The sequence below is a fragment of the Prauserella rugosa genome (genome assembly GCF_000719975.1).
GTDB lineage: Bacteria > Actinomycetota > Actinomycetes > Mycobacteriales > Pseudonocardiaceae > Prauserella > Prauserella rugosa.
Window position 1 is genome coordinate 42,014 of record NZ_JOIJ01000013.1, and the last position, 24,099, is coordinate 66,112.

The following is a 24,099-nucleotide window of genomic DNA, read 5'->3' on the forward strand; positions in this document are numbered from 1 at the left end:
CGAATTTCCGCAATGTCCATTGTGGTTTTTCGGTGGTTCTCCCATGTGGACGTTTCGGCGCGCGTTCGGTTGCGTTTCTCGAGTCATTTTCCGCGGTGAGATCGGTCATCGTGACTTTGCGGAACCGATCCCTATGATCACGCGGCCCCACGGGCGATTCGAGGAATTGGGCGACATTCTTGGGGGCCGAGATGATTTCCACACGGGCGACGTTGATCGCCGCCACCGTCGCAACCGGACTCCTGGCGAGCGGGTGCGCGGTCCAGCAGTCGGGTGGTGACGACCAGACCGAGACGACGTCGGCGCCGGCTTCGGCGCCGGCGAGCGCGGGCGCGTCGGAGTCGGCAGCTGCTTCGGCGTCGGAATCGGGCAACCCGTCGCAGCCGTCGCAGCCGGCCACTCCGGCCTCGGCGAGTGCGGAGCCCGTGCCCGCCGACACGGCCACCCCTTCCTCGCCGGGTGCGGGCGAGGCGGGCGAGATCCCGTGCACGGCCGAGTACCTGAGCGCGACGTTCAGCGCCTATCGCAACCAGGACGGCACGATGCAGCAGTCGGCCGACGGCTCGTTCAGCGGCATGTTCCAGTTCGTCAACAACGGGCCTCAGGCGTGCACCGTGGACGGACACCCGGACCTGGTGAAGAGCAACGGCCACGCCCAGACGCCGGTGACGGTGTCCCACACGCTCTCGCCGGGGCCGTCCCGCGTCGAGATCGACCCCGGCGGGCAGGCCGCCGTGTACGTCTCGTGGTTCGAGACCGGTTCGAGCAACGCCTGCTACCACAAGATCCCCTCGTTCGAGGTTCACCTGCCGCCGAGGTCCGGCGGGCAGCCACCCGCCGAAGAGGCTTCGGACGTCCAGCCGATCATCGTCGACATCCCCATGAGCGAGATGACCAACTGCGCGAGCGAGTACAACACCAGCGCGTTCTACGTCCCGTGAAGCGCTGAACGGGCCCCGGAATCGGCAACACGGGCCCCTGGGTCCGCAACACGCGCCCCTGGGTCCGCGACACGGCACCTTGGATCCGCAACACGCGCCCCTGGGTCCGCAACACGGGTTCCTGGGTCCGCAACACGGGACCCGGAGAGCGCAACACGGCGTCTCGGGTCAGGCGGCGTCGTTGTCCGGGCGTTTGTGGTAGGCGTCGACGTACTCCTGGCCGGAGAGTTCGAGGATGGCGTACATGACCTCGTCCGTGACCGCCCTGCGGATCGGCGGCGACGCCGCGAGGCCGTCGTAGCGGGAGAAGTCGAGCGGCTTGCCGAACCGCACCGTGACCTTCACCGGCCGAGGGATCTTCTTCCCGACCGGCAGCAGCCGCTCGGTGCCCTCCAAGGCGACCGGGACGACCGGCGATCGCGTCTCGAGCGCCAGCGCCGCCACGCCCGTGTGCCCGCGGTGCAGCTTGCCGTCCAGCGAACGGGTGCCCTCCGGGTAGATGCCGAACGCCCCGCCCTCGGCGAGCACCTTCTGGGCCGCACCGAGCGCCGCGAGACCCGCCGCCGCGTTGCCGCGCTCCACCGGCACGTAGCCGAGCGCCGACAGGAACCCGGCGCGCAGCCGATCCTTCGGGCTCGACCCCTCGAAGTACTCGGCCTTGCCGAGGAACGCGACCGGCCGCGGAGCGACGATGGGGATCACCGCCGTGTCGATGGCCGACCGGTGGTTCGAGGCGAAGATGACGGGACCGTCGAGCGGTACGTTCTCGGCGCCGTGCACCTCCGGGCGCCACAACGTCCTGGCCAATGGTGCGAGTCCCCGGCGGATCAGCAGATGCAGCACCCCTCAAGCATCGCACGCGGGGCCGTCGCGATGTGACGTCCGCGCGGGCCAAGTGGGGCCTGTGCCACGATCGGCATGTGACCACCGCGCTCATCTACCTGCTCGTCATGCTGCTCGTGGCGGCGGTCGTGTTCCTGCTCGCAGCGCTCGTGTTCGGCCGCGGTGAGGAACTCGCCCCGTTGCCGCCCGGCAGCTCGCCCACCCGGTTGCCCGCCGACGACATCACCGGCGAGGACGTCGCGGCGGTCAAGTTCCAGCTCACGGCACGCGGCTACAAGATGTCGGAGGTGGACTGGGTGATCGCGCGGCTCGGCGGGGAGATCGACGGTCTGCGTGCGCGGGTCGCCGAGCTGGAGTCGCAGCTCGACGCGCGTGCCCAGCAGCCCACCGGCGGGGCGCAGTGAGCGAACTCGTCGAATCGGTCGAGGTCGCCGCGCCCGCGGGCACCGTGTGGCTGGCGCTGACCGACTGGGAGCGCCAGGGCGAGTGGATGCTCGGTACGCACGTGCGGGTGACCGAGGGCAACGGCCGCAGCGTCGGAACCCGGCTCGAGGCGGTGACCGGCCCCGTCTCGGGGGTGGGCGTCAGCGACCCGATGGAGATCACCGCGTGGGAGCCGCCCGTGCGGTGCACCGTGCGGCATCTCGGGACCTTCGTGCGCGGAACGGGGTCGTTCCACGTCCACCCGCGTGGGGCGCACCGTGCGGTGCTGGTGTGGTCCGAACGTCTGGACCTGCCGTTCGGACCGGTCGGCAGGCTCGGCTGGCCGGTGGCGAAACTGCCGCTGGCGCTCGGACTGAAGGTGTCGCTGCGCCGGTTCGCGACGTTCGCCGAGACCTACGAGGTGGGAGCATGACGGTCGACACCGAACTGGCCGGGCCCGACGGGCTGACCCGCTGTTCCTGGGCGAACACGGCGCCCGACTACGCCGACTACCACGACACCGAGTGGGGCGTCCCGTTGCGCGGGGTGACCGCCCTGTTCGAGCGCATGTCGCTGGAGGCGTTCCAATCGGGTCTGTCGTGGCTGACCATCCTGCGCAAACGGGAGGCGTTCCGCGCCGCCTTCGCGGGGTTCGACCCGGTCGCGGTCGCCGCGTTCGGCGACGACGACGTCGCGCGGCTGCTGGCCGACGCGGGCATCGTGCGGAACCGCGCGAAGATCCACGCCACGATCGGCAACGCCAGGGCCGTGGCCGAACTCGACACGCCGCTCGACGACCTGCTGTGGTCGTTCGCGCCCGATCACCACGACCGCCCTGCGCGGATGGCCGACGTGCCCGCCGTGACGCCGGAGTCGACGGCGATGGCCAAGGCGCTGAAGAAGCGGGGATTCACGTTCGTCGGGCCGACGACGTGCTACGCGATGATGCAGGCCACCGGCATGGTCGACGACCACGTCGAGGGCTGTCACCGCGCCCGTTGACGCTCCCGAGGGCCCCATAGTCGCGTTCAACGCGACTATTGTTCCCATCGCGGACGCACGAGGCGTGAGGTCCCGCGAAGGGAAGATTGGTTGCGTTCAACGCGACCAAAGGGCCCTCGGGAGCATGTGGCCGCGGCTATTTGCCGGTGAAGATGGCCTTGCGCTTGTTCACGAAGGCGTCGACGGCCTCGGTGTGGTCGGCCGTTCCGCCGAGCTCGGCCTGCGCCTGCTCCTCGGCGGCGAGCGCGTCGTCCAGCGTGCCCTCCGCGGCCGTGGCCAGCGTCGACTTGATCTTGGCGTAGGCCACCGTCGGCCCGGCGGCCAGCTTCAGCGCCAGCTCCTGCGCCCTGCCCGCGAGCTCGTCGTCGGCCACGACTTCGCCGACCAGGCCGATCCGCAGCGCCTCCGTCGAGTCGACCGTGCGGGCGAGCATCATCAGCTCCTGCGCACGCCCGTAGCCGACGAGCCGCTGCAGCGTCCACGACGCGCCGCTGTCGGGACCGAGGCCCACGTTGGCGAAGGCCATGAGGAAGTTCGCCGATCCGGCCGCGATCCGCAGGTCGGAGGCGTAGGCGAGCGCGGCGCCCGCTCCCGCGGCAGGACCGTTGACGGCCGCGATGACCGGTTTCGGCATGCCTGTGATCGCCTTGACGATCGGGTTGTAGTGGTCGGCGACCGTCCGCAGCGGTGCCGGGTCGCCCTCCTGCAGCAGGCCCACGTGCTCCTTCAGATCCTGCCCCGCGCAGAACGCCTTGCCCGCGCCCGTCAGCACCAGCGCGCGCACGCTCTCGTCCTCGCTCGCCTCGGTGAGCGCGGCGAGCAGGCGCTCCTTCAGCTCGACGGTCAGCGCGTTGTATGCCTTGGGGCGATTGAGAATCAGCGTGCGCACACCGCTGCCGGCATCGCCGTCGACCACCTGCAGGACGTCGTCTGTCGTCACGGAAAGCCCTCCGAATCGTTCGTCTCGGCCGCCGAGTCTCTCAGGCCTGTGAGGCGCATACCAGCGCCTATGCCCCGACGCTAAGATCGGTCCGGCGTTCGCCGCCAACCGTCGATGGGGGACAATGGGTGGAGACCCGGTGTGACGCGAACGCGAGCCGGGCGCTGGTTGAAGATGGAGGGAGCACGCTATGGCGGCCATGAAGCCCCGGACCGGAGATGGTCCCCTCGAGGTTGCTAAGGAGGGACGGGGCCTCGTGATGCGTGTACCGCTGGAAGGCGGCGGGCGTCTCGTCGTCGAGCTGACGGCCGAGGAGGCCAAGGACCTCGGCGCGGCCCTTCAGGAGGCCACGAGCTAGGCCACGCCCGACAACTCTTCCCAGTCCCCGCTGCCGGTCGGGTCGCGTCGTCGTCCCGACCGGCTGAGTTCACTTGTGCCTGGAGGCCCTCACATGGCGCGCGCCGTTCTGTCGCCCGTCCCGAGCCCGATCGCCGACGTGGAGGTGGGCGGCGCCGCCCAGCGTGGTGAGCTGATCGCCCTCGTGCACGCGGGCCCGGAGGCGCTGGCGGAGGCCGGTTCACCCCATGCCGAGCTGGCCGAGGAGCTGCGCGCCACGGGCAGGGCGGCCGAGACGGTGACCGTGCCCGGAGCGCGGTCGACGGGCACGCCTCGGTGGCTGGTCGGCATCGGCGACGGTGAGCCCGCGCGGTACCGATCTGCCGGTGCCGCCTTCGTGCGCGCCGCGAACTCCTACGCCGAGGCCGAGGCCGGCGCGGGCAGGAGGGCGCCGACGAAGGTCGCGGTGTGCCTGCCCGACGGGGTCGACGCCGAGCAGATCGCGGCCTTCACCACCGGTGTCCTGCTCGGCGGATACCGCTTCCGCGTGACGGCCGACAAGCCCCGGCCCACCGTGACGTCGGTGCGCTTCGACGGCCTGACCGCCGACGCCGTGGGTGCCGACACCGCGTCGGAGCTGGCCACCGCCGTCGCGCGTGCCCGCGAGTCTGCTGCCGCCACCGCGTTCGCCCGCGATCTCGCCAACACGCCGTCGAACGTCAAGAACCCGGCGTGGCTCGCGGACGTGGCCGCCACGGTCGGCGAGCGGACCCGCGGCCTCACCGTGACCGTGCGCGACGAGACGTGGCTGGCCGAACAGGGCTTCGGCGGTGTCCTGGCCGTGGGCGGTGGGTCGGAGAGCGCGCCGCGGCTGGTGGAGCTGGCCTACCGGCCGCGTGGCGCCACCGCGCATCTGCTGCTGGTCGGCAAGGGCATCACGTTCGACACCGGCGGCATCTCCATCAAGCCGGCCGCGGGCATGCACCTGATGCGCACCGACATGGCCGGTGGTGGTGCGGTCATCGCCGCGATGCGGGCCATCGCCGAGCTGCGCCTGCCGGTGAAGGTCACCGCGCTCGTGCCGTCGGCCGAGAACCACGTGTCCGGGTCGGCCTACCGTCCGGGCGACATCGTGCGCCACTACGGCGGGCGCACCAGCGAGGTCGGCAACACCGACGCCGAGGGGCGCATGGTGATGGCCGACGCGATCGCCTACGGCATCCAGCGTTTCCGCCCCGACGCCCTCGTCGACGTCGCGACCCTCACCGGCGCGATGAAGGTCGCGCTCGGCCTGCGCACCGGCGGCGTGTTCGCCACCGACGACGCGTTGGCCGACAGCGTGTGCGCAGCGGGAGAGCGCGCAGGTGAACAGTGGTGGCGGATGCCGCTGCTCGAGGACCACATGGGCGACGTGCGCAGCGAGATCGCCGACGTCAAGCAGGCCGCGCCCGGACCGGGCGGGGTGACGGCGGCGCTGTTCCTGCGCGAGTTCACCGGCGGCCTGCCGTGGGCGCACCTGGACATCGCAGGCCCCGGACGTGCCGAGTCGACCTACGACGAGGTCGTGCCAGGAGCCACCGGATTCGCCGCCCGCACCCTCGTGGAGCTGGCCGCCTCGTACGGCTGATCGACCGCATCCGCCGTTTCCGCCGGTCCGCGCGCGGCTTCCTGCGCGCGGCTCAGGTCCTGGTGCGCTGCACGAAGTCCCGGAACGCCGCCACGGCCGGTGGCAACGGGCGCAGGCTCGGCCAGGCCAGTCCCACGGTCCGTGTGGCTCTCGGCCGTAGCGGGACCTCGACGATCCCGGCCGGCGTGCCGGGCTCGAACTTCGGCAGCAGTGCGACACCGAGTCCCGACGCGACCAGCCCGCGGACCGTCTCCGATTCCTGTCCTTCGAAGGCCACCTCGGGTTCGAAACCCGCCTGGGCGCAGAGCCGGTCGGTGATCTGCCGCAGGCCGTAGCCGTGTTCGAGCATCACGAACGGTTCGGCGGCCAGGTCGACGAGACGCACGTGGCCGGCCGCGGCGAGCGGATGCGTCTCGGGCACGGCGACGAACAGCTCCTGCTCGGTCAGCGGGATCGAGGCCAGCCCGGCGGTCTCCGGTGGAGGGGCCACCAGCCCCAGGTCGACCTCGCCGCGGACGAGCCGGTCGACGATGTCCTGCAGCGAGCCCTGCACGAGGGTGAACCGTGCGTGCGGATGGCCGGCCCGGAAGTCGCGCACCAGGCCGGGCACGAGCGAACGGCCGAGCAGGTGGAGAAAGCCGAGTGCGACGTGTCCGCGTTCGGGGTCGACCTCCTCGTGCACCTGGCGGACGCCGTGTTCGAGCTCGGTGCCCGCGCGCTCGGCGGCGTCGGCCAGCAGCGCCCCGGCGCGGGTGAGCCGGATGCCGCGGCCGTCCGGCGCGGTGACGGGGGTGCCGAGGAGGTCGGCGAGTGCGGCGAGGCGCCTGCTGGCCGTCGGTTGCGGGATGCGCAGTTCGGCGGCCGCGCGCGTGAGATTGCCCGTGACCTTCAGCACGCGCAGCAGGGCGACCGACGGAGCGAGATCCGCCGCGACCCGCGCGTTCTCCGAGTCATCCATCATCGCATCGATTATCGCTGCCTGGCGTATTGGACGCATCATTCGGCGGATACTTAGCGTCGGTAACCGTGAGTACCGAAACAGGCGCCGTGTCCGTCCGCCGGGTCACGCTCGCCATCGCGGCGGCGGGCATCTGTTCGTTCACGTTGCTCTACGCGCCGCAGCCGCTGCTGCCGCAGTTGGCCGAGCAGTACTCGCTCGATCCGGGACGCGCGGCGCTGGCGATCAGCGTGGCCACCGGCGCGCTGGCCGTCGCGGTGCTGCCGCTGGCCGTGCTCTCGGAGATCGTCGGCAGGAAGCCGATCATCGTCGCCTCGGTGCTGACCTCGGCGCTGCTCGGACTCGCCCTTCCGCTTGCGCCGACGTTCGAGGTGTTCCTGGCGATCCGCGTGCTGCAGGGCGTGGCGATCGCCGGCTTTCCCGGTGTGGCCTCGGCCTACCTCGCCGAACGTCTGGGCACGGCCGGCGTGGCGGCCGCCGTCGGGGCGATGATCGCGGGCAACACGATCGGCGGGCTGTCGGGACGGCTGTCGGTCGGCTGGACCACCGACGCGCTCGGCTGGCACGGCGCACTCGCGGTCGTCGGCGGCATCGGCCTGGTCTGCGCGGTGGTCACGACGGTGACCCTGCCGGGGCTGCCGCCGCGTGCCAGGCGGCCGAAGCTCGGCGACGTCGGCAGGGGACTGGCCACGGCCGTCGGGGACCGCACGCTGCTGGCGCAGTATGCCGTGGCGCTGCTGGCGATGGGCTCGTTCGTGGCGCTCTACAACGTCGCGGGTTTCCGGCTCACCGGCGACCTCGGCCTCAGCCCGGCCATCGCGTCGCTGGTGTTCCTCGCCTACGCGGGCGGTGCGGTCGCCTCCAGCAGGGCCGGACGCCTCGTCGCCCGGCTCGGCCGGGTGCGTGCCGCGTCCGCGGGCCTCGTGCTGACGATCGCGGGTGCCGCGCTGACCCTCCCGGACTCCGTCCCCCTGGTGGCGGCCGGATTCGTGGTGCTCACGATGGGTTTCTTCACCGCGCACTCGGTCGCCAACGGCTGGGCCGCGGCCGAGGCACCCGCGGCCGGACGTGGTCAGGTCGGCGGGCTCTACAACGCCTTCTACTACCTGGGCAGCAGCATCGGCGGGGCGATCGGGGCGTACGTGTACGGCCACGCGGGCTGGGGCGGGCTCGTGGCGACCGTGTCCGCATGGCTCGCCCTCGGCGTCGCGGCGGTGCTGACCACGCGGCTGCGGTCCCGGACCGTGCGGCCGAGCGAGCACGAGCAGACGGCGGAGCGGACCACGGAGCAGGGCACGGCGCCGGAGGGCTCAGACGGGTTCGGCCACGACCGCGCCCGCCAGCAGCCCACCGCCCAGTGGCAGCACGGCAGGGCGTAACCGCTCGTCGTCGCGCATGGCCCTGGCGACGTCGCGCAGCGCCAGCAGACCCGGGTCGCGCTGGGCGTGGTCGCCGATGCGCCCGTCGGCGAGGACGTTGTGGAACACGATCACCCCGCCCGGCCGCAGCAACTGCACGCCCTGGGCGAAGTAGCCCGGGTACTCGACCAGGGTCGCGTCCGCGAAGACGAGGTCGTAGCCGCCCGAGGTGAGCCGGGACAGCACGTCCAGGGCTCGCCCGGTGATCGTGCGTACCCGGCCGGAGGGATACCCGGCCGAGGTGAACACGCGGCGCGCGGCCCGGTGGAACTCCGGCTCCCAGTCGATCGTCGTCAGGATCCCGTCGCCTGCCATGCCGCGCAGCAGGTGCAGACCGCTGACCCCGGTGCCGGTGCCGATCTCGACCACGGCCCTGGCCTGCACGGTCGTGGCCAGCAGCGACAGTGCCGCACCGGTCGCGGGTGACACCGGAAGACAGCCGAGTTCGCCGGCGCGCGCCCGCGCACCGGCGATCGCGTCGTCCTCCGCCGCGAAACCGTCGACGAACCCGCCGACACCGTCGGCGAGCGCCGCGGCGGGATCTGTTTCCGATGTCACGCGCAGAAGGTTAGCGCGCCGCTTTCGCCGGCCCCTGTCACCACGCGGTGACCCAGGTCAGCCGACCTCTCGGCGACTCTCAGGCCCTTCTCAGGCGCACCTCATGGAATCCGTAAGGAAACCGGCAAGACTGTGTCTCACGAGGGGAACACGGATCCGGCGGGAACATGGACCACACGCCGGACGTTGAACGGCTACGAAGGGGACCAGGCCGATGGAGGTGCCTCCGCTGTCACAGAGCAGCACGACGCCGACGGTGCAGCCCACCGACGAACACGCGACCGTGCCCGCACAGGCCGGGCAGGCGACCCAGCAGGTGGCCACGCCGAACGACGCCGTCTCGACGGGCGCCGCCCCACAGCCGGCCAACAACACCCGGGCCGACAACACCCGGGCTGACAACACCCGCGCCGACAACTCTGTTGCGCCGCTGGAGGACGCCACCGAGGCGTGGACCCCGCCGACCTGGGACGAGGTCGTGCGCGAGCACGCCGACCGCGTCTACCGGCTCGCCTACCGGCTCAGCGGGAACGCCCACGACGCCGAGGACCTCACGCAGGAGACGTTCATCCGCGTGTTCCGGTCGCTCGCCTCGTACAAGCCCGGCACGTTCGAGGGCTGGCTGCACCGCATCACCACCAACCTCTTCCTCGACATGGCCCGCCGCCGCTCCCGCGTGCGCATGGAGGGCCTGCCCGAGGACACCGACCGCATCGTGGGCGACGACCCGAGCCCCGAGCAGGTCTACTCGGAGACCCACCTCGACCCGGACCTGCAGACCGCGCTCGACGAACTGCCTCCCGAGTTCCGTGCCGCCGTCGTGCTGTGCGACGTCGAAGGACTGTCCTACGAGGAGATCGGCGCGACGCTCGGCGTTAAGCTCGGCACCGTACGCAGCAGGATCCACCGCGGCAGGCAGGCGCTGAAGGCGTCGCTGGAGCGGGCCGCGGCCACACGAAGTCGGGAGGCGCTCGGATGAGCCGTCAGCTGGGGTTCGGCCTTCCGGAGTCGCACCTCCTGCCGGACGCGGTCGTGGCGTTCGTGGACAACGAACTGTCCCCGGCCGCGACCGAGCGTGCCGCCGAACACCTGGCGCACTGCCCGTGGTGCGCGGCGGACGTCGAGACCCAGCGTCAGGTGCGCTCCGCGGTGCAGGACGCGCGCGAACCGTCGATGTCGGCCGGGTTCCTCGCCAGTCTCCGGTCGATCCCCCAGGACACCGACGTCGACGCCACCCCGGACAACCTCGCGGTCACCGAGGACGGCCAGCTCGTCGCCGTGCAGCGGCCCGGCAGGATCGCCGGACTGCGTGGACGCGTCGGCGGCACGACCCCGCTGGGCGGTTCCGCGCCGTTGGGCAGATCCGCGCTCGGCAGGTCGGCCCTCGGCGGGACGACCCCGCTCGGGCAGTCGGGAGCCGCGCTGGGCGGCCGGACGCCCCGGGCCTCCACATCCGGCGACACCACCGACAAGCCCGGCAACCGCACTGGTCACGGCACCGGCCACGGCGCTGACCACGGACCCGACCACGGCAACAGCCACGGCAACGGCCGTGGCAGGCGGCGCGCCGTCCAGGGAGCCGGCGTCGTGGTGTCCGGGCTCGTACTGAGCGCGCTGGCGCTCGTCGGCACCACCGCGAGCCCGATCGGCGACGAGGACCGCTCACGGACCGGCGGCGATCAGCCGAACACCGGGGTGCTGCGCGCCCAGTTCGGTGGTGACCGCGCGTCGACCACGTCTCCCTCCGGCGCGGCCCGCGCGGGTGCCGCCGACTCCACCGCGAAGTCGCCGGCCGCCGCGACGGCCACGTCGACCACCACTCCGGTGTCCACGACGACGCCGGTGGCCGTGCCCACCCCGCGGGCGACGACGGCCGAGCCGGTCGCACCGCAGGCCGCCGAGCAACGCTGAGCCCCCACGCCGGCACCACGGCTCACGACCGCGGGGACGGCGACGGGCGGCGCTTCCCACGCCGACTTCACCGCCCACGCGACATGATCGGTTCGGATGCTCCCGGGGCGTCTGTGCGTCCCGGCCCGCACGCGTAGTCTCCGTTCGAGTCACGAGCACGCGACGAACCGTTTGTCAGGGGAAGATGAGCCAGCCACCGAACTCGTCCCAGGAGGGCCAGGAGGACGGCCGGGAGCCGCGGCTCCGACCGCGTCCCATCTCGCGTCCCGCGGTGGATCCCGCCGCGGCCGCGACGTTCGGCCGGCCCCGCGGTGTGGCCGGTTCGTTCGACACGCTCTCGGCGGGCCGTGGCACCTCGGAGCAGGCGCCCGCGGTGTCCGCGCCGCCGGCCCCCGAATCGCTCGCCGAGGCGTTCAGCAGGCCTCCCGGCGCCGACGACGTCGTGCTGCAGCGGCCGCACGGGGACCACACCGGTGACGGCCGCCGCGACCCGGACGGCGAGGAACCGCTGTGGGGCTCCGACACCGACCCGTGGCGCGACCCGGGCGCCGGTGCGGTGCTCAGCACGCCCGCCGTGACGGCACCCGACGACGAGGGTGAGGACACCGACAAGCCGCGTGGAGCCCAGCTCAGCCTCCCCGAGGTGCTGTTCGGCAGGCGCGTCAAGCCGGTCGCGTTGGCGCTGCTCGCGGTCATCGCACTCGGCATCGGTGCCGCGGGTGGCCTGGTCGGATGGGCCGTCGGCACCACCGGCGACGAGCTCCGCGGCGAACTCAACGTCGCCGAGGCGGAGGCCGCCAAGGAGCGGCCGGCCGGATCGATCGCGGGCATCGCCCAGCGCGTGGCCCCCGCCGTCGTGTCGATCGAGGTCACCTCGGGGCAGAACGGCGGTGTCGGCTCCGGTGTGGTGATCGACTCCGACGGCTACGTGCTCACCAACCACCACGTGATCTCCCAGGCCGTCGGATCGGACGGATCCGACATCTCCGCCGTGTTCACCGACGGAACGCGCGTGAAGGCGCAGGTCGTGGGCACCGACCCCAAGACCGACCTCGCCGTGATCAAGGTGAACGTGTCCGACCCGGTCGTGATCGAGGTGGGCAAGTCCTCCGACCTGGCGCCGGGTGACGGCGTCGTCGCCGTGGGCTCGCCGTTCGGTCTCGAGAACACCGTCACCGAGGGCATCGTCAGTGCCGTGGACCGTCCCGTGACGGCGCCCGGCGAGAACGGCGACCCGAACGTCACCTACGACGCCATCCAGACCGACGCCGCCATCAACCCCGGCAACTCGGGTGGCGCGCTCGTCGACTCCCGCGGCGCGCTCGTGGGTATCAACTCGATGATCCGCACCGTCGGCGAAGGCGAGGGCGGCAGCATCGGTCTCGGCTTCGCCATCCCGGTGGACCAGGCCATGCGCATCGCCGACTCGCTGATCCGCGACGGCGAGGTCAAGCACGCCGACATCGGGGTGAACGCGGCGTCGGTGTCGGCCAACACCTCCGAAGGCGCCCAGGTGCAGAACGTGCGAGGCCAGGGGCCCGCGGCACGGGCGGGCATCCGCGAGGGCGACGTGATCACCAAGGTCGGCGAGCGCCAGGTGCGGAACGCGGCGGAGCTGACGGTCGCGGTGCGCGAACACGAGGTGGGCGACACCGTCCCGGTGCGGCTCGTGCGGGACGGTCGTGCACTTACCGTCGATGTCACCCTCGGTTCAGACTGACCTAGTAGTCTGGGCGTGAGCGGCCGAAGAGGCGGAGGTTTCCCAGGTGTTCGAGAACATTGGCTGGAGCGAGATCCTCATTCTCCTCGTGGCGGCACTGTTCATCCTGGGTCCGGAACGTCTGCCGGAGGCCGCGGCATGGCTGGGCAAGTCCGTACGCAAGGTGCGCGAGTTCGCCACGGGCGCGCGGCAGCAGCTCAAGGACGAGATGGGGCCGGAGTACGAGGAGTTCCGCAAGCCCATCGAGGACCTTCGCCAGCTGCGCAGCTTCGACCCGAAACGTGCCGTCACCCAGCACCTGTTCGACGGTGACTCCGACCCGATCGGCCTGAAGGACATCAACGCCACGCGGCCCGTGGGCGGCGACGGCGTCCAGAGCAACGGATCGAGCACGGGTGTGGGCGGAGCCGGCAGCGCGAACGGCGCGGGTACCCATGGCTCCGCACGTCCCGCCGAGCCGCTCAAGCCGGGGGAAAACCCTCCGGTCGACCCGGACGCCACCTGACCCGGACCCCACCTGGTTCGGACGCCACCTGGTTCGGACGACGCTCGACGCCTGCGCCGCGGCCGTGTCGGCGGAGTGGTCGCATTCGCAGCCGTTCTGCGGCGGTGTACCCGAGGCACCCACCCCCAGTCTCGGGTGCCTCGGGCCCGCCCTCGGGCATCGCATGCCCGTCCCCTTCGGAAGGCGCCGGACGAAGATCCCCGGCATGAGAGTCACGCCGGGGCGATCCGGAAGGTTGCCGTCATCCGACGAAAGTAGGTGCGGATCTCGCCGGCTGCGCCAGGCTCGCCGGACGAGTCGAGTGCCGACCCCACGACACACGAAGGCCGGGGTTCGACCATGCGAACCCCGGCCTTCGTCGTGTGGTCGGTCGGGTCAGCGGCCCGCGGGCGAGACGTTCAGCATCATCCCGGCCAGGCCACGCGCGCGGACCGACAGCTTCTCGGCCGCCGACCGCAGCACCTCGGAGGCGGCCGCCTCCGGGTCGGACAGCACGAGCGGCGTTCCGGCGTCGCCCTGCTCGCGCAGCTTCGTCTCGAGCGGCACCTGGCCGAGCAGCGGCACCTCGGAACCGACGGACTTGGACAGCGAGTCGGCGACGGTCTGCCCACCGCCGGAACCGAAGATCTCCATTCGCGAGCCGTCGGGAGCCTCGAACCACGACATGTTCTCGATCACGCCTGCCACCCGCTGGCGGGTCTGCAGGGCGATCGCACCGGCGCGCTCGGCGACCTCGGCGGCCGCCTGCTGCGGCGTGGTGACCACGAGGATCTCGGCGTTCGGGATCAGCTGTGCGACCGAGATCGCGATGTCCCCCGTGCCCGGAGGCAGGTCGAGCAGCAGGATGTCGAGGTCGCCCCAGAACACGTCGGCGAGGAACTGCTGCAGCGCGCGGTGCAGCATCGGGCCACGCCACACCACGGGTGTGTTGCCGGGCGTGAACATGCCGATCGAGATCACCTTCACGCCGTGTGCCTGCGGCGGCATGATCATCGAGTCGACCTTGGTGGGCTTCTCGTCGGCGCCCAGCATGCGGGGCACCGAGTGGCCGTAGATGTCGGCGTCGACGACGCCCACCTTCAGTCCGCGCTCGGCCATGGCGGCGGCCAGGTTGACCGTGACGCTGGACTTGCCGACGCCTCCCTTGCCGGAGGCGACGCAGTACACGCGGGTCATCGAACCCGGCTGGGCGAAGGGGATCACCGGCTCCTCGGCGTCGCCCCGGAGCTGTTTGCGCAGCTCGGAGCGCTGCTCGTCGCTCATGACGTCGAGCTCGACCCGCACCTCGTTGACGCCGGGCAGCTCGCTCACCGCGGCCTTGGTGTCCTTGGTGATCGTGTCCTTCATGGGGCACCCGGCCACCGTGAGGTACACCGCGACGGTGACGACGCCGTCGTCGCCGACGGTGATGTCCTTGACCATGCCGAGCTCGGTGATCGGTTTGTGGATCTCCGGGTCCTGCACCGAGTTCAGCGCGGTACGGACGGTCTCGACACTGGGCTTGTCTTGCATGGTGGTCACTGCTCGGGCACCGACCTTCTGTCGCTGGCGGTTGCTTGTGCTGCCCTCATGCTACGTGGCTGCCTGCCGTGTTCTCCGCGTAACGCCTCGTGCCTCGTCCGCCGGCCCTATGCGGTGGGGTGATGGGCGCAGCCCGCGCCGGTGCGCGCCCACTCGTGCCTGCTCAGGGCGTAGGCGACGTCGCCGTGCTCGGCCCCGTCGAGCGGGTCGTCCCAGGCGGGGAAGAAGGTGCGCACGAGCCGCAGGCCGCACTTCTCGAGCACGCGGCGGCTCGCGGTGTTGACGGCCATCGTCGTGGCGACGACGCGATCGGCACCGAGCGTGGTGAACGCGTCCTCGACGAGGGCGCGGCCGCCCTCCGTGGCGTAGCCGCGGCCCCACGCGGCGCGCTCCAGCCGGTAGCCGAGCTCGAGCGCCCCCTCGTCGGGGCCGGCGCGCAGCAGCGACTCCTCGTCCACCCTGCGCAGCATGAACCAGCCCACGACGCGGGCGTCGTCGCGGGTCTCGGCGGCGAGGTAGTCGGGACGGCCGCTGTGCGGGTCGACCCGCAACAGCCGGGGCAGGTGCTCGCGCCGCACCGTGTCGATGTCGACCGGCCGCCCCAAATAACGCAGTACCGCGGGATCGGTGTGCAGCGCGACGATCTGCGGGGTGTCGGACGCGCTCAGTGGGCGGAGCCGCAGGCGCGGGGTGAGTAGTGTCGTGGACACGGGCGTCGAGCATGCCCCCGGTCGTGGCACCGTCACAACCGGAGCGCGGTGACAACCGGTGTGAGGTGACAACCGGTGTGCAGCCGGTGACGGTGCCGGTGGTGTACGTATTGTTACGTGGGGTCCCGTTGTCGGCGAGAAGCCCGCCGATGCCGGCCCGCCGGGAAGCGCACCAAGCGCGGACAACACGGAGAAGTCGAAGGCACAGGTGATGATCGTGACCGGTCCACTTTCGTCAGGACGACAGGCGCCGGGGCTTCCGCGGCTGCCCACGCCGCCCACCGGCTGGCCGATCGGCTCGTACAACACCTACGAGGAGGCGCAGCGCGCCGTCGACTACCTCGCCGACAACGACTTCAAGGTGCAGGACGTGACGATCGTCGGCGTCGACCTGATGCTCGTCGAACGCGTCATCGGCCGGCTCTCGTGGGGACGGGTGCTGGGTACCGGCGCGGCGTCGGGCGCCTGGTTCGGTCTGTTCGTCGGCCTGCTGCTGAGCATGTTCAGCAACGCCGAGGGCATGGCACTGGCTCCGATCCTGATCGGCCTGGTCGTCGGTGTCGGGTTCGGCATGGCCTTCGCCGCGGTGAGCTACGCGTCCACGCGCGGCCGGAGGGACTTCTCGTCGTCGAGCCAGCTCGTCGCGGGCCGATACGACGTCCTGTGCCAGCCGCGCAACGCCGAGCAGGGACGCGACCTCCTCGCCAAGCTGAGTATGGGTACGCAGGGTTGAGCGGCGAGGCGGCCTGCGCCGCCCGCCGATCGTTCGCGATAGTGCTTTAGTCGGATTTTCCGGCCCCTGCGTCCCCTAATCGTTACAGTGTGTGCTTGCCGCCGGCGGCTGCGGGGAATACCTTCCCGAGCTGATCACCCGAGCGGTGGATTCACTGTGTTCTGAGCCCATGCACGACGGCGTGCGGAGCCTGCGCTCCTCGATGCCGATACGTGCTCGGCGTGGAGGAGGACGAGGAGATGGCGATACCGCGGACGCGACCTCGCCGGCACCGGCCGCCCGTGCGGGCGCTGGCGTCGGCCTGCGCGTTCCTGACCGGAGCGGGCGTGCTCACCGCATGCGGAACCGACGACAGCACGGCGATCAACGTCTATTACGCGCCGGAGGACAACTTCCAGACGGTCGTCGACAACTGCAACGAGCAGGCCGACGGCCGATATCGGATCGTCTACAACAAACTGCCGCGCGACGCCGACGGCCAGCGCGAACAGATGGTGCGCAGGCTCGCCGCCGGCGACGAGACGATGGACGTGCTCGGCCTCGACGTCACCTGGGTTCCCGAGTTCGCCGAGGCCGGCTGGGTCGAGGAGTGGAAGGGCGCGAACAAGGCGGAGGCCGAGCGGGACGTCCTGCCGGGCCCGCTGAAGACCGCCCAGTGGCAGGGCAAACTCTGGGCGGCGCCGAAGAACACCAACGTCCAGCTGCTCTGGTACGACGACCGCATCGCCTCCCAGCCGCCCAAGACGTGGGACGAGATGATGCGCACGTCCCGCCAGCTCAAGGACAAGGGCGATCCGCACCAGATCCTGTTCACCGGCGCCCAGTACGAAGGTCTGGTCGTCGTCTACAACTCCATCGTCGAATCGGCGGGCGGGCGGATCCTGTCCGAGGACGGCCAGCGCGTGATCATCGACGAGGGCGCGGTGGAGGCGCTGCGGATCCTCAAGGAGGTCAGCAGCACCGGCCTGACCGATCCGTCGCTGACCAACCAGCAGGAGGACGAGGTCCGGCTGGCGATGCAGCAGGGACGCGGTGCGTTCGAGCTGAACTGGCCGTTCGTCTACGCCTCGTACGCTGCGGAGAAGCCGCAGGACCTGAAGCACTTCAAGTGGGCGCAGTACCCGGGCGTGCGCGAGGGCGAGCCCGGCCGCAGCACCATCGGCGGCTACGACCTCGCGGTGGCGTCCTCGTCACAGAAGAAGCCGGAGGCGTTCGAGGCTGCGCTGTGCCTGCGCAGCGCCGAGCACCAGAAGTTCTCGGCACTGCGCGACGGCGTGCCGCCGACGATCGAGTCGGTCTACGACGACACCGAACCGCTCGACGCGTCGAAACCCGCGGATCCCGAGGACAACCCGAGTATGGCCACGGAGTATCCGATGCGCGACGACATCAAGGAAGCGCTGAAGACCGCCGCCGTCCGGCCGCTCACCCCCGCCTACCAGAACCTGTCCACGGTGATGGCGAAGGTGCTCTCCCCACCGTCCGAAATCGACCCTCAGCGCACGGCGGAACGGCTCCGTGAAGAGCTGACCGACGCGCTCGACTCGAAGGGCGTGATCCCATGAGCGACACCGTGACCGGCACCGCCGACGCGCCGCCGGAACGCCCCGCGACACCGAAGAAGGCCGCGCTCAGCGAGGGCAAGAAGGCCGAACGCAGGCTCGGCTGGCTGCTGTGCGCCCCTGCGGCGATCGTGATGCTCGCCGTCACCGGGTACCCGATCGTCTACTCGATCTGGTTGTCGCTGCAGCGCTACGACCTGCGTTTCCCGGACGACCGCGAGTTCGTCGGATTCGACAACTACATCGCCGTGCTCACCAACTCGTACTGGTGGACCTCGTTCGGCACCACGATGCTGATCACGGTCGTCACCGTGGCCATCGAGTTCGTGCTCGGCATGGGGTTGGCGCTGATCATGCACCGCACCCTCGTCGGCCGCGGTCTGGTTCGGACGGTGGCGTTGATCCCGTACGGCATCGTGACCGTCGCCGCGGCGTTCTCCTGGTACTACGCCTGGACGCCCGGAACCGGATACCTGGCCAACGCGCTCGCCGACGGCGGGGCTCCACTCACCGAGTACGGACCGTCGCTGCTCATCATCGCGCTGGCCGAGGTGTGGAAGACCACCCCGTTCATGGCGTTGCTGCTCATGGCGGGCCTGGCACTCGTACCGGACGACCTGATGCGAGCGGCCTCGATGGACGGCGCCAACGCGTGGCAGCGCTTCGTCAAGGTGATGCTGCCGGTGATGAAACCGGCCATCCTGGTGGCGCTGCTGTTCCGCACGCTGGACGCGTTCCGCATCTTCGACAACATCTTCGTGCTCACCGGCGGAGCCAACGACACCTCGTCGGTGTCGATGCAGACCTACAACAACCTGATCAAGGGGTTGAACCTCGGCATCGGCTCCGCCATGGCGGTGCTCATCTTCCTGACGGTCGCGATCATCGCGTTCGTCTTCGTGAAGGGCTTCGGCACGGCGGCACCGGGCAGCGACGACGGAGGTAAGCGCTGATGGCAATGCAGACGGCCACCGCAGGCCGCAAAGCCCGCTGGGCGCTGCTCGACATCATCGTCGTGGCCTACGCCCTCGTTCCCGTGCTGTGGATCGCGTCGCTGTCGTTCAAGTCGAAGGAGACCCTCGCCGACGGGAACTTCTTCCCTCGCGAATGGACACTGGACAACTACCGCGACATCTTCGCGATGGGCGAGTTCGTCCGCCCGCTCATCAACTCGATCGGCATCTCGCTGATCGCCACGCTGATCGCGGTCGTGCTCGGCATGATGGCGGCCTACGCGATCGCCCGGCTCGACTTCCCCGGCAAGAAACTGCTGGTCGGGGTGTCGTTGCTGATCGCGATGTTCCCGCAGATCTCGTTGGTCACCCCGCTGTTCAACATCGAACGCGAGCTGGGGCTCTTCGACACCTGGCCCGGACTGATCCTGCCGTACATCACGTTCGCCCTGCCGTTGGCGATCTACACGCTCTCGTCGTTCTTCAGGGAGATCCCCTGGGAGCTGGAGAAGGCGGCCAAGATGGACGGTGCGACGCCGGCGCAGGCGTTCCGGAAGGTGATCGCCCCGCTGGCCGCGCCCGGAGTGTTCACCACGGCGATCCTGGTGTTCATCCTGTGCTGGAACGACTTCCTGTTCGCGATCTCGCTGACCTCGACCGAGGCGTCGCGAACCGTGCCCGCGGCACTGTCGTTCTTCACCGGTGCCTCGCAGTTCGAGGACCCGACCGGGACGATCTCCGCGGCGGCCGTGGTGATCACCATCCCGATCATTCTGTTCGTGTTGTTCTTCCAGCGCCGCATCGTCGCGGGGCTGACGTCCGGTGCCGTGAAGGGGTAAGGCAATGGCAGAGATCGTGCTCGACAAGGTGACCAAGCGCTACCCCGACGGAGCGCTGGCCGTGTCCGAGATGAACATCGAGATCGCGGACGGCGAGTTCATCATTCTGGTCGGCCCTTCCGGATGCGGGAAGTCGACCGCGCTCAACATGATCGCGGGGCTGGAGGACATCTCGGGGGGCGAACTGCGCATCGACGGTGAGCGTGCCAACGAGAAGTCGCCCAAGGACCGCGACATCGCGATGGTGTTCCAGTCGTACGCGCTGTACCCGCACATGAGCGTGCGCGAGAACATGGCGTTCCCGCTGCGGCTGGCGAAGGTCGACGACGCGACCGTGAAGTCCAAGGTGGAGGAGGCGGCGAAGATCCTCGACCTGACCCAGCACCTCGACCGGAGGCCGTCGAACCTCTCCGGCGGTCAGCGGCAGCGCGTCGCGATGGGCAGGGCGATCGTGCGCAGCCCCAAGGCGTTCCTGATGGACGAACCGCTGTCCAACCTGGACGCCAAGCTGCGCGGGCAGATGCGGACGTCGGTGTCGAAACTGCAGAAGCAGCTCGGCACGACCACCGTCTACGTCACCCACGACCAGACCGAGGCGATGACCCTCGGCGACCGGGTCGTGGTGCTGCGCGGTGGTCATGTCCAGCAGATCGGCAGTCCGCAGTTCCTCTACGACCAGCCGGCCAACCTCTTCGTCGCCGGATTCATCGGATCGCCGTCGATGAACTTCGTCCCGGCCACGCTCGAGGGCGGTGCGCTGAAGAGCGCACTGGGCGAGGTCCCGCTGACCGATCGCATTCGGACCCTCGTCGAATCCTCCGGCGCGGGACGGGAGGTCGTGGCGGGCATCCGTCCCGAGCACTTCGAGGACGCCGCACTGGTGGACGAGCAACACCGCGCACGCGGCGCGACCTTCAGCTCCACGGTGGACGTCCTCGAGTCGATGGGTGCCGAGAAGTACGCGTACTTCTCGCTGGAGAGCGAATTGGCCCAGACCGAGGAACTGGCCGAGATCGCCGCCGACGCCGGATCGGCCGACGTGCCGGGTAGCGGAACCACCATCGTCACCCGGCTGGACGCGGCCTCGACGGCCAAGGAGGGCGAGACCCTCCAGGTGTGGTTCGACCCCGACCGCATCCAGCTGTTCGACCCGAAGTCGGGCAGGAACCTCACGTTCGAGGACTGACCGCGCATCGACGGCTCGGGGCGGATCCGGACAGCGGGTCCGCCCCGAGCCCCAGTCAACGGGCCGGCAGCACCGGTCCGGTTGCGACCGGCCAGCCGTCCAGCCGTCTCAGGTCAGCGGCGGCGGGAACGCAACGCCTCGATCACGTCGTCGTCCCAGTCGTGGTTGCGCATCAGGTGGTAGCGCTCACCCGCCACCCACAGGTAGGCCTCGGCCTCGGTGCGGGTGCCGACGAGATCGGCCTGCCTGAGCATGCGCACCACCGGCTGGTACTCGTCGCTGTACCACCGCGCGGCGACCGTGGTGCGGTCGAGGAACCGGTCCTCGTCCTGCATCAGGCGAAAACCCCACGCCTCGACGTGCTCGCCGAGTTCGGCGTAGTCCCAGGGGTCGGTGACGACGACCGACGCACGTGCCTCACCCGTCAGCGGGACGCGTTCGAGGAACAGCCTGCGGTAGTCCTTCACGATGAGATCGCCGCGGTGGCGGATCCCGGAAGGGTCCAATGTGGTGCGTACTTCGGTGACGTAGGCGTCGATCGTGTCCAGGCCCAGCGCGTGCGCCACCGACACCCGGTGGTGGCCGTCGATGACGAAGTGCAGCTCCCCGACGCGGTAGACCTCGATGGGCGGGATCGACTCGCCGCGCCTGCTGGCCACGGCGAGCCGTTCCCAGCGTTGCCGCACCCGCCCGGACGTGGGCCGGAAACGGCGGTCGAAATCGGCCTCGCGGTTGACGCTGCCGACGATGGTGTTCAGCTTCACCACGCGCAGGCCCAGCCTGCGTTGACCCGCCCAGCCGAGCGCGGCCACCACCTCGTCGAACGGCAATGTGATGTTGACGTCGTCCGGTTCGCCGCGCAGCCACGTCGCCAGGCGCGACAACACCTGCCTGCGCCGGGCGCGCAGGAAGTCGTGTTCGGCGTCGGCGCGGGGAAATCCGGTGTCGCGTTTCATCTCGATCCCACGAACGCTCCGAGGTCGAGCACGTGCGCGCCGACGACGTTCCGGACGACGGTGTCGCCGATGCGCCGGTCGGGCACCTGCTCGCCGTAGGGGTGGATGTGGCCGTGGAGCAGCCAGCGGGGCCGTAGCCGCCGGACCGTCCTGTGCAGACAGTCGAAGCCGTGGTGCGGCAGATCGTCGCGATCACCGAGCCCGCGCGGTGGGGCGTGGGTGAGCAGGACGTCCACCGGCCTGCCGCGGGAGCGCCACGTCAGCAGCCGTGCACGCCGGGCCTGCTGACGCTGGGTCCACTGGTTGGGGCCTTCGCGGTAGCGCACCGAACCGCCGAGGCCCGCGATACGCAGTCCCGCGACGGTGGCGACCCGCCCGTCCACGTCGATCCCGCCCGCAGGCCCCGGCCACGACGCCGGCATCCCGCCGCGCAGTGCCAGCCCGCGGTACCGCGTGAAGCCCGTGAGGTCGGGGTCGTGGTTACCGGGGACGAACGCGACCGGCGCGTTCAGCATGTCGGCGAGGTGCTCGAGATACGCGAACGGCAGATCGCCCGCCCCCAGCACGACGTCGACGTCGAGATCGAGGGCGCGCTGCCCGCACCACAGGGTCTCGTCGACCTCGTCGGCGACCACCAGTGCTCGCACCATGGCGACAGGGTACGCCCGCGCGAACGCGGTATCCGCGCGTTCGGCGCACGCACCGTCAGTGGGCGACCACGGCTCCGTCAGTGGGCGACCACGGCCGCTTCCGGGTTCACCGCGATGAACGCGATGACCATCAGCACCCACGCGATGCTCAGCATCAGTGCCCAGAACTTCAGGTCGGTGAGTTTGCGGATCATGTTCTCTCCCCATCACAGCAGTCGAATACCGGCGCAGGTCCCCCGACGTACGGGCTCGAGCGACACGCTCAGAGCCAGTCGTTCTTCCGGAATATTCGATAGAGCAGCAGGCACAGCCCGAGAATGATCGCGAGCACGGCCGGATAGCCGTACTTGAAACCCAGCTCAGGCATGTAGTCGAAGTTCATGCCGTAGATACCGGCGATCGCCGTCGGCACAGCGATGATCGCCGCCCACGAGGTGATCTTGCGCATGTCCGAGTTCATCTTGCGCATGTCGGTGTTCAGCTGGAGCGTGAGCTTTCCGAGCGTGGCGTCGACGAGCGTCGTGAGCATCTCGTCGAATCCCTCGACCCGCTCGGCCACCGTCGTCACGTGGTCGTGGACGTTGCGGAAGTAGGACCGCACGTCCTCCGGCACGAGCCGCGTGTAGCCCTCGGACAGCCTGCGCAGCGGGGTCGCCAGCGGGGACACGGCGCGCCGCAGCTCCAGCACCTCGCGTTTGAACAGGTAGATCTGCTCCGACGTCACGTTCGTGCGCGGTGCGAAGACCTCCGCCTCCATCTCGTCGATGTCGTCCTCGATCCGGTCGGTGACCTCGAGGAAGTGGTCGACGACGTGGTCGGCGATCGCGTGCAGCACGGCGGAGGGGCCGTGCTCCAACTGTTCCGGGTCCGCGTCGAGCTCGCGCCGCAGACGCGCGAGACCGGAGTGGCTCCCGTGGCGCACGGTGATGATGAAGTCGTGGCCGAGGAAGGCCATGAGTTCGCCGGACTCGACGATCTCGTTGGCGGTCGTGGGCGACTCGTGCTCCACGTAGCGCACCGTGCGGAACACCATGAACAACGTGTCGTCGTAGCGCTCCAGCTTCGGCCGCTGATGCGCGTGCACGGCGTCCTCGACGGCGAGCTCGTGCAGGCCGAACGTGTCGGCAATGCCCTGGATCTGCTCCTCGGTGGGCTCGTGCAGCCCGATCCAGACGAACCCGTCGCCGCGTTCGCGGACCGCGTGGATGGCCTCGTCGTGCGTCCACGCTCCCTCTTGACGCCGGCCACCGACGTACACACCGCAGTCGACGACCGACGCCGACAGCGGCTGACGGGTGGGGGCGGGCGGCGGCAGGGCGGCACCGGCCGTGGCGGGACGGCGGTTGTCCCGGCCGCGGCCTCGCAGCCCGCCGAAGGACGGAATCGCAGGCATGGGATCTCCAGGCTGGATGTCGCTGGACCTCACGATGTGCCGAGGGGACATGCTCCCTCACGGCACGACTGAACGCTCGTGGACCGCTTCCGCGCTGGATGGCGACGGAGCAGAGGTGCCCCGTCTCGAAACCGAGTTCGCCGCAGTATCAGGCGATGTCGGACCGGCGTGAGGAAGCGGTGCCGATACTGGGAGGCGAACTGAGTGGGTTGTCGCCACTGTTCATCTGCGTTCCTCACCTCCTCCGGTCCGCGTGGTGTTGCTCGCGTTGACGCGTTGTGCGCCGATGGTCAAGGGTACTCGTAGGGCAGGTGCTCGTCGCCGCGGGGGATCGCGGGGGAGTCCTCGCGGGGCGTCCCGACGTGCGACGCACCGCGCGATGCGGATGTCGGAACACGGAGAGGGCTCGAGTCC

At 70.4% G+C, this 24,099-nt stretch carries 25 protein-coding genes; 16 read left to right on the plus strand and 9 right to left on the minus strand.

Going from position 1 to position 24,099, the window contains the following annotated elements; translation table 11 throughout:
• Positions 1-191: 191 nt before the first annotated feature.
• Positions 192-941 carry a DUF4232 domain-containing protein gene (locus IF64_RS26190; protein ID WP_051757958.1) on the plus strand — a complete coding sequence of 250 codons (750 nt, stop codon included), beginning with the start codon at positions 192-194 and terminating at the stop codon, positions 939-941.
• A gap of 168 nt (positions 942-1,109) precedes the next feature.
• Here the strand turns inward: IF64_RS26190 and IF64_RS0117895 are convergent, their stop codons facing one another.
• Positions 1,110-1,784 carry a lysophospholipid acyltransferase family protein gene (locus tag IF64_RS0117895; protein WP_030533288.1) on the minus strand — a complete coding sequence of 225 codons (675 nt, stop codon included), beginning with the start codon at positions 1,782-1,784 and terminating at the stop codon, positions 1,110-1,112.
• A 77-nt stretch (positions 1,785-1,861) separates the two neighbouring features.
• Between IF64_RS0117895 and IF64_RS0117900 the strand changes: the two genes are divergently transcribed.
• The 3 genes from IF64_RS0117900 to IF64_RS0117910 are packed head-to-tail and all read left to right on the plus strand — an operon-like array spanning position 1,862 to position 3,209.
• On the plus strand, positions 1,862-2,188 hold the full coding sequence (locus IF64_RS0117900) for a DivIVA domain-containing protein (RefSeq protein ID WP_030533289.1): 327 nt from the start codon (positions 1,862-1,864) through the stop codon (positions 2,186-2,188).
• Positions 2,185-2,640 (plus strand): SRPBCC family protein, encoded by a 456-nt coding sequence (locus tag IF64_RS0117905; RefSeq protein ID WP_030533290.1) that lies wholly within the window; start codon positions 2,185-2,187, stop codon positions 2,638-2,640. The genes IF64_RS0117900 and IF64_RS0117905 overlap by 4 nt, the downstream gene beginning before the upstream one ends.
• On the plus strand, positions 2,637-3,209 hold the full coding sequence (locus tag IF64_RS0117910) for a DNA-3-methyladenine glycosylase I (protein ID WP_030533291.1): 573 nt from the start codon (positions 2,637-2,639) through the stop codon (positions 3,207-3,209). The genes IF64_RS0117905 and IF64_RS0117910 overlap by 4 nt, the downstream gene beginning before the upstream one ends.
• A gap of 136 nt (positions 3,210-3,345) precedes the next feature.
• Here IF64_RS0117910 and IF64_RS0117915 read toward each other — a convergent pair whose 3' ends face one another.
• Positions 3,346-4,149 carry an enoyl-CoA hydratase-related protein gene (locus IF64_RS0117915; protein WP_030533292.1) on the minus strand — a complete coding sequence of 268 codons (804 nt, stop codon included), beginning with the start codon at positions 4,147-4,149 and terminating at the stop codon, positions 3,346-3,348.
• A 190-nt stretch (positions 4,150-4,339) separates the two neighbouring features.
• Between IF64_RS0117915 and IF64_RS26680 the strand changes: the two genes are divergently transcribed.
• Complete coding sequence (locus IF64_RS26680) at positions 4,340-4,507, plus strand: DUF3117 domain-containing protein (protein WP_048807468.1); 168 nt, start codon at positions 4,340-4,342, stop codon at positions 4,505-4,507.
• A 93-nt stretch (positions 4,508-4,600) separates the two neighbouring features.
• Positions 4,601-6,112 (plus strand): leucyl aminopeptidase, encoded by a 1,512-nt coding sequence (locus IF64_RS0117925; RefSeq protein ID WP_030533293.1) that lies wholly within the window; start codon positions 4,601-4,603, stop codon positions 6,110-6,112.
• A gap of 52 nt (positions 6,113-6,164) precedes the next feature.
• Here the strand turns inward: IF64_RS0117925 and IF64_RS0117930 are convergent, their stop codons facing one another.
• Entirely contained in the window at positions 6,165-7,073 is a 909-nt protein-coding gene (locus IF64_RS0117930; protein WP_030533294.1) for a LysR family transcriptional regulator, read from the minus strand.
• Between the two features lie 65 nt (positions 7,074-7,138).
• Between IF64_RS0117930 and IF64_RS0117935 the strand changes: the two genes are divergently transcribed.
• Positions 7,139-8,449 (plus strand): MFS transporter, encoded by a 1,311-nt coding sequence (locus tag IF64_RS0117935; protein ID WP_246134842.1) that lies wholly within the window; start codon positions 7,139-7,141, stop codon positions 8,447-8,449.
• On the opposite strand, the gene IF64_RS0117940 is transcribed toward IF64_RS0117935, so the two are convergent.
• On the minus strand, positions 8,381-9,046 hold the full coding sequence (locus IF64_RS0117940) for an O-methyltransferase (RefSeq protein ID WP_030533296.1): 666 nt from the start codon (positions 9,044-9,046) through the stop codon (positions 8,381-8,383). The genes IF64_RS0117935 and IF64_RS0117940 overlap by 69 nt on opposite strands.
• A 214-nt stretch (positions 9,047-9,260) precedes the next feature.
• On the opposite strand from IF64_RS0117940, the gene sigE reads away from it, so the two are divergent.
• From sigE to tatB, 4 genes are all read left to right on the plus strand, one after another.
• Positions 9,261-10,025 carry an RNA polymerase sigma factor SigE gene (gene sigE, locus IF64_RS0117945; RefSeq protein WP_281292273.1) on the plus strand — a complete coding sequence of 255 codons (765 nt, stop codon included), beginning with the start codon at positions 9,261-9,263 and terminating at the stop codon, positions 10,023-10,025.
• Positions 10,022-10,957 (plus strand): anti-sigma factor family protein, encoded by a 936-nt coding sequence (locus IF64_RS25545; protein WP_084705939.1) that lies wholly within the window; start codon positions 10,022-10,024, stop codon positions 10,955-10,957. Before sigE ends, IF64_RS25545 begins: the two co-directional genes overlap by 4 nt.
• Before the next feature lie 184 nt (positions 10,958-11,141).
• On the plus strand, positions 11,142-12,677 hold the full coding sequence (locus IF64_RS0117955; RefSeq protein ID WP_030533299.1) for a S1C family serine protease: 1,536 nt from the start codon (positions 11,142-11,144) through the stop codon (positions 12,675-12,677).
• A 46-nt stretch (positions 12,678-12,723) separates the two neighbouring features.
• Complete coding sequence (tatB, locus tag IF64_RS0117960; RefSeq protein ID WP_030533300.1) at positions 12,724-13,182, plus strand: Sec-independent protein translocase protein TatB; 459 nt, start codon at positions 12,724-12,726, stop codon at positions 13,180-13,182.
• A 375-nt stretch (positions 13,183-13,557) separates the two neighbouring features.
• Here the strand turns inward: tatB and IF64_RS0117965 are convergent, their stop codons facing one another.
• Together IF64_RS0117965 and IF64_RS0117970 are read right to left on the minus strand one after the other, a co-directional pair.
• Positions 13,558-14,694: an Mrp/NBP35 family ATP-binding protein gene (locus tag IF64_RS0117965; protein ID WP_048807462.1), complete on the minus strand. Its 1,137-nt coding sequence runs from the start codon at positions 14,692-14,694 to the stop codon at positions 13,558-13,560.
• A 116-nt stretch (positions 14,695-14,810) separates the two neighbouring features.
• The gene (locus IF64_RS0117970) at positions 14,811-15,413 is read right to left on the minus strand and encodes a GNAT family N-acetyltransferase (RefSeq protein WP_036877055.1); all 603 of its coding nucleotides are present in this window, start codon (positions 15,411-15,413) and stop codon (positions 14,811-14,813) included.
• Positions 15,414-15,624: 211 nt separating this feature from the next.
• On the opposite strand from IF64_RS0117970, the gene IF64_RS0117975 reads away from it, so the two are divergent.
• The 5 genes from IF64_RS0117975 (at position 15,625) to IF64_RS0117995 (ending at position 20,686) form a co-directional block, all read left to right on the plus strand.
• Complete coding sequence (locus IF64_RS0117975) at positions 15,625-16,146, plus strand: YflT domain-containing protein (RefSeq protein ID WP_030533303.1); 522 nt, start codon at positions 15,625-15,627, stop codon at positions 16,144-16,146.
• A 239-nt stretch (positions 16,147-16,385) separates the two neighbouring features.
• Entirely contained in the window at positions 16,386-17,711 is a 1,326-nt protein-coding gene (locus IF64_RS0117980; RefSeq protein WP_084705949.1) for an ABC transporter substrate-binding protein, read from the plus strand.
• The gene (locus tag IF64_RS0117985) at positions 17,708-18,661 is read left to right on the plus strand and encodes a carbohydrate ABC transporter permease (RefSeq protein ID WP_030533305.1); all 954 of its coding nucleotides are present in this window, start codon (positions 17,708-17,710) and stop codon (positions 18,659-18,661) included. Before IF64_RS0117980 ends, IF64_RS0117985 begins: the two co-directional genes overlap by 4 nt.
• Positions 18,661-19,500: a carbohydrate ABC transporter permease gene (locus IF64_RS0117990; protein WP_030533306.1), complete on the plus strand. Its 840-nt coding sequence runs from the start codon at positions 18,661-18,663 to the stop codon at positions 19,498-19,500. Before IF64_RS0117985 ends, IF64_RS0117990 begins: the two co-directional genes overlap by 1 nt.
• Before the next feature lie 4 nt (positions 19,501-19,504).
• Entirely contained in the window at positions 19,505-20,686 is a 1,182-nt protein-coding gene (locus tag IF64_RS0117995) for an ABC transporter ATP-binding protein (protein WP_030533307.1), read from the plus strand.
• Between the two features lie 113 nt (positions 20,687-20,799).
• On the opposite strand, the gene IF64_RS0118000 is transcribed toward IF64_RS0117995, so the two are convergent.
• The 3 genes from IF64_RS0118000 to IF64_RS0118015 form a co-directional block, all read right to left on the minus strand.
• Positions 20,800-21,642 (minus strand): ParB N-terminal domain-containing protein, encoded by an 843-nt coding sequence (locus IF64_RS0118000; RefSeq protein ID WP_030533308.1) that lies wholly within the window; start codon positions 21,640-21,642, stop codon positions 20,800-20,802.
• Positions 21,639-22,292: a metallophosphoesterase family protein gene (locus IF64_RS0118005; RefSeq protein ID WP_030533309.1), complete on the minus strand. Its 654-nt coding sequence runs from the start codon at positions 22,290-22,292 to the stop codon at positions 21,639-21,641. The genes IF64_RS0118000 and IF64_RS0118005 overlap by 4 nt, the downstream gene beginning before the upstream one ends.
• A 262-nt stretch (positions 22,293-22,554) precedes the next feature.
• Positions 22,555-23,685 carry a magnesium and cobalt transport protein CorA gene (locus IF64_RS0118015; RefSeq protein WP_030533310.1) on the minus strand — a complete coding sequence of 377 codons (1,131 nt, stop codon included), beginning with the start codon at positions 23,683-23,685 and terminating at the stop codon, positions 22,555-22,557.
• Between the last annotated feature and the right edge of the window lie 414 nt (positions 23,686-24,099).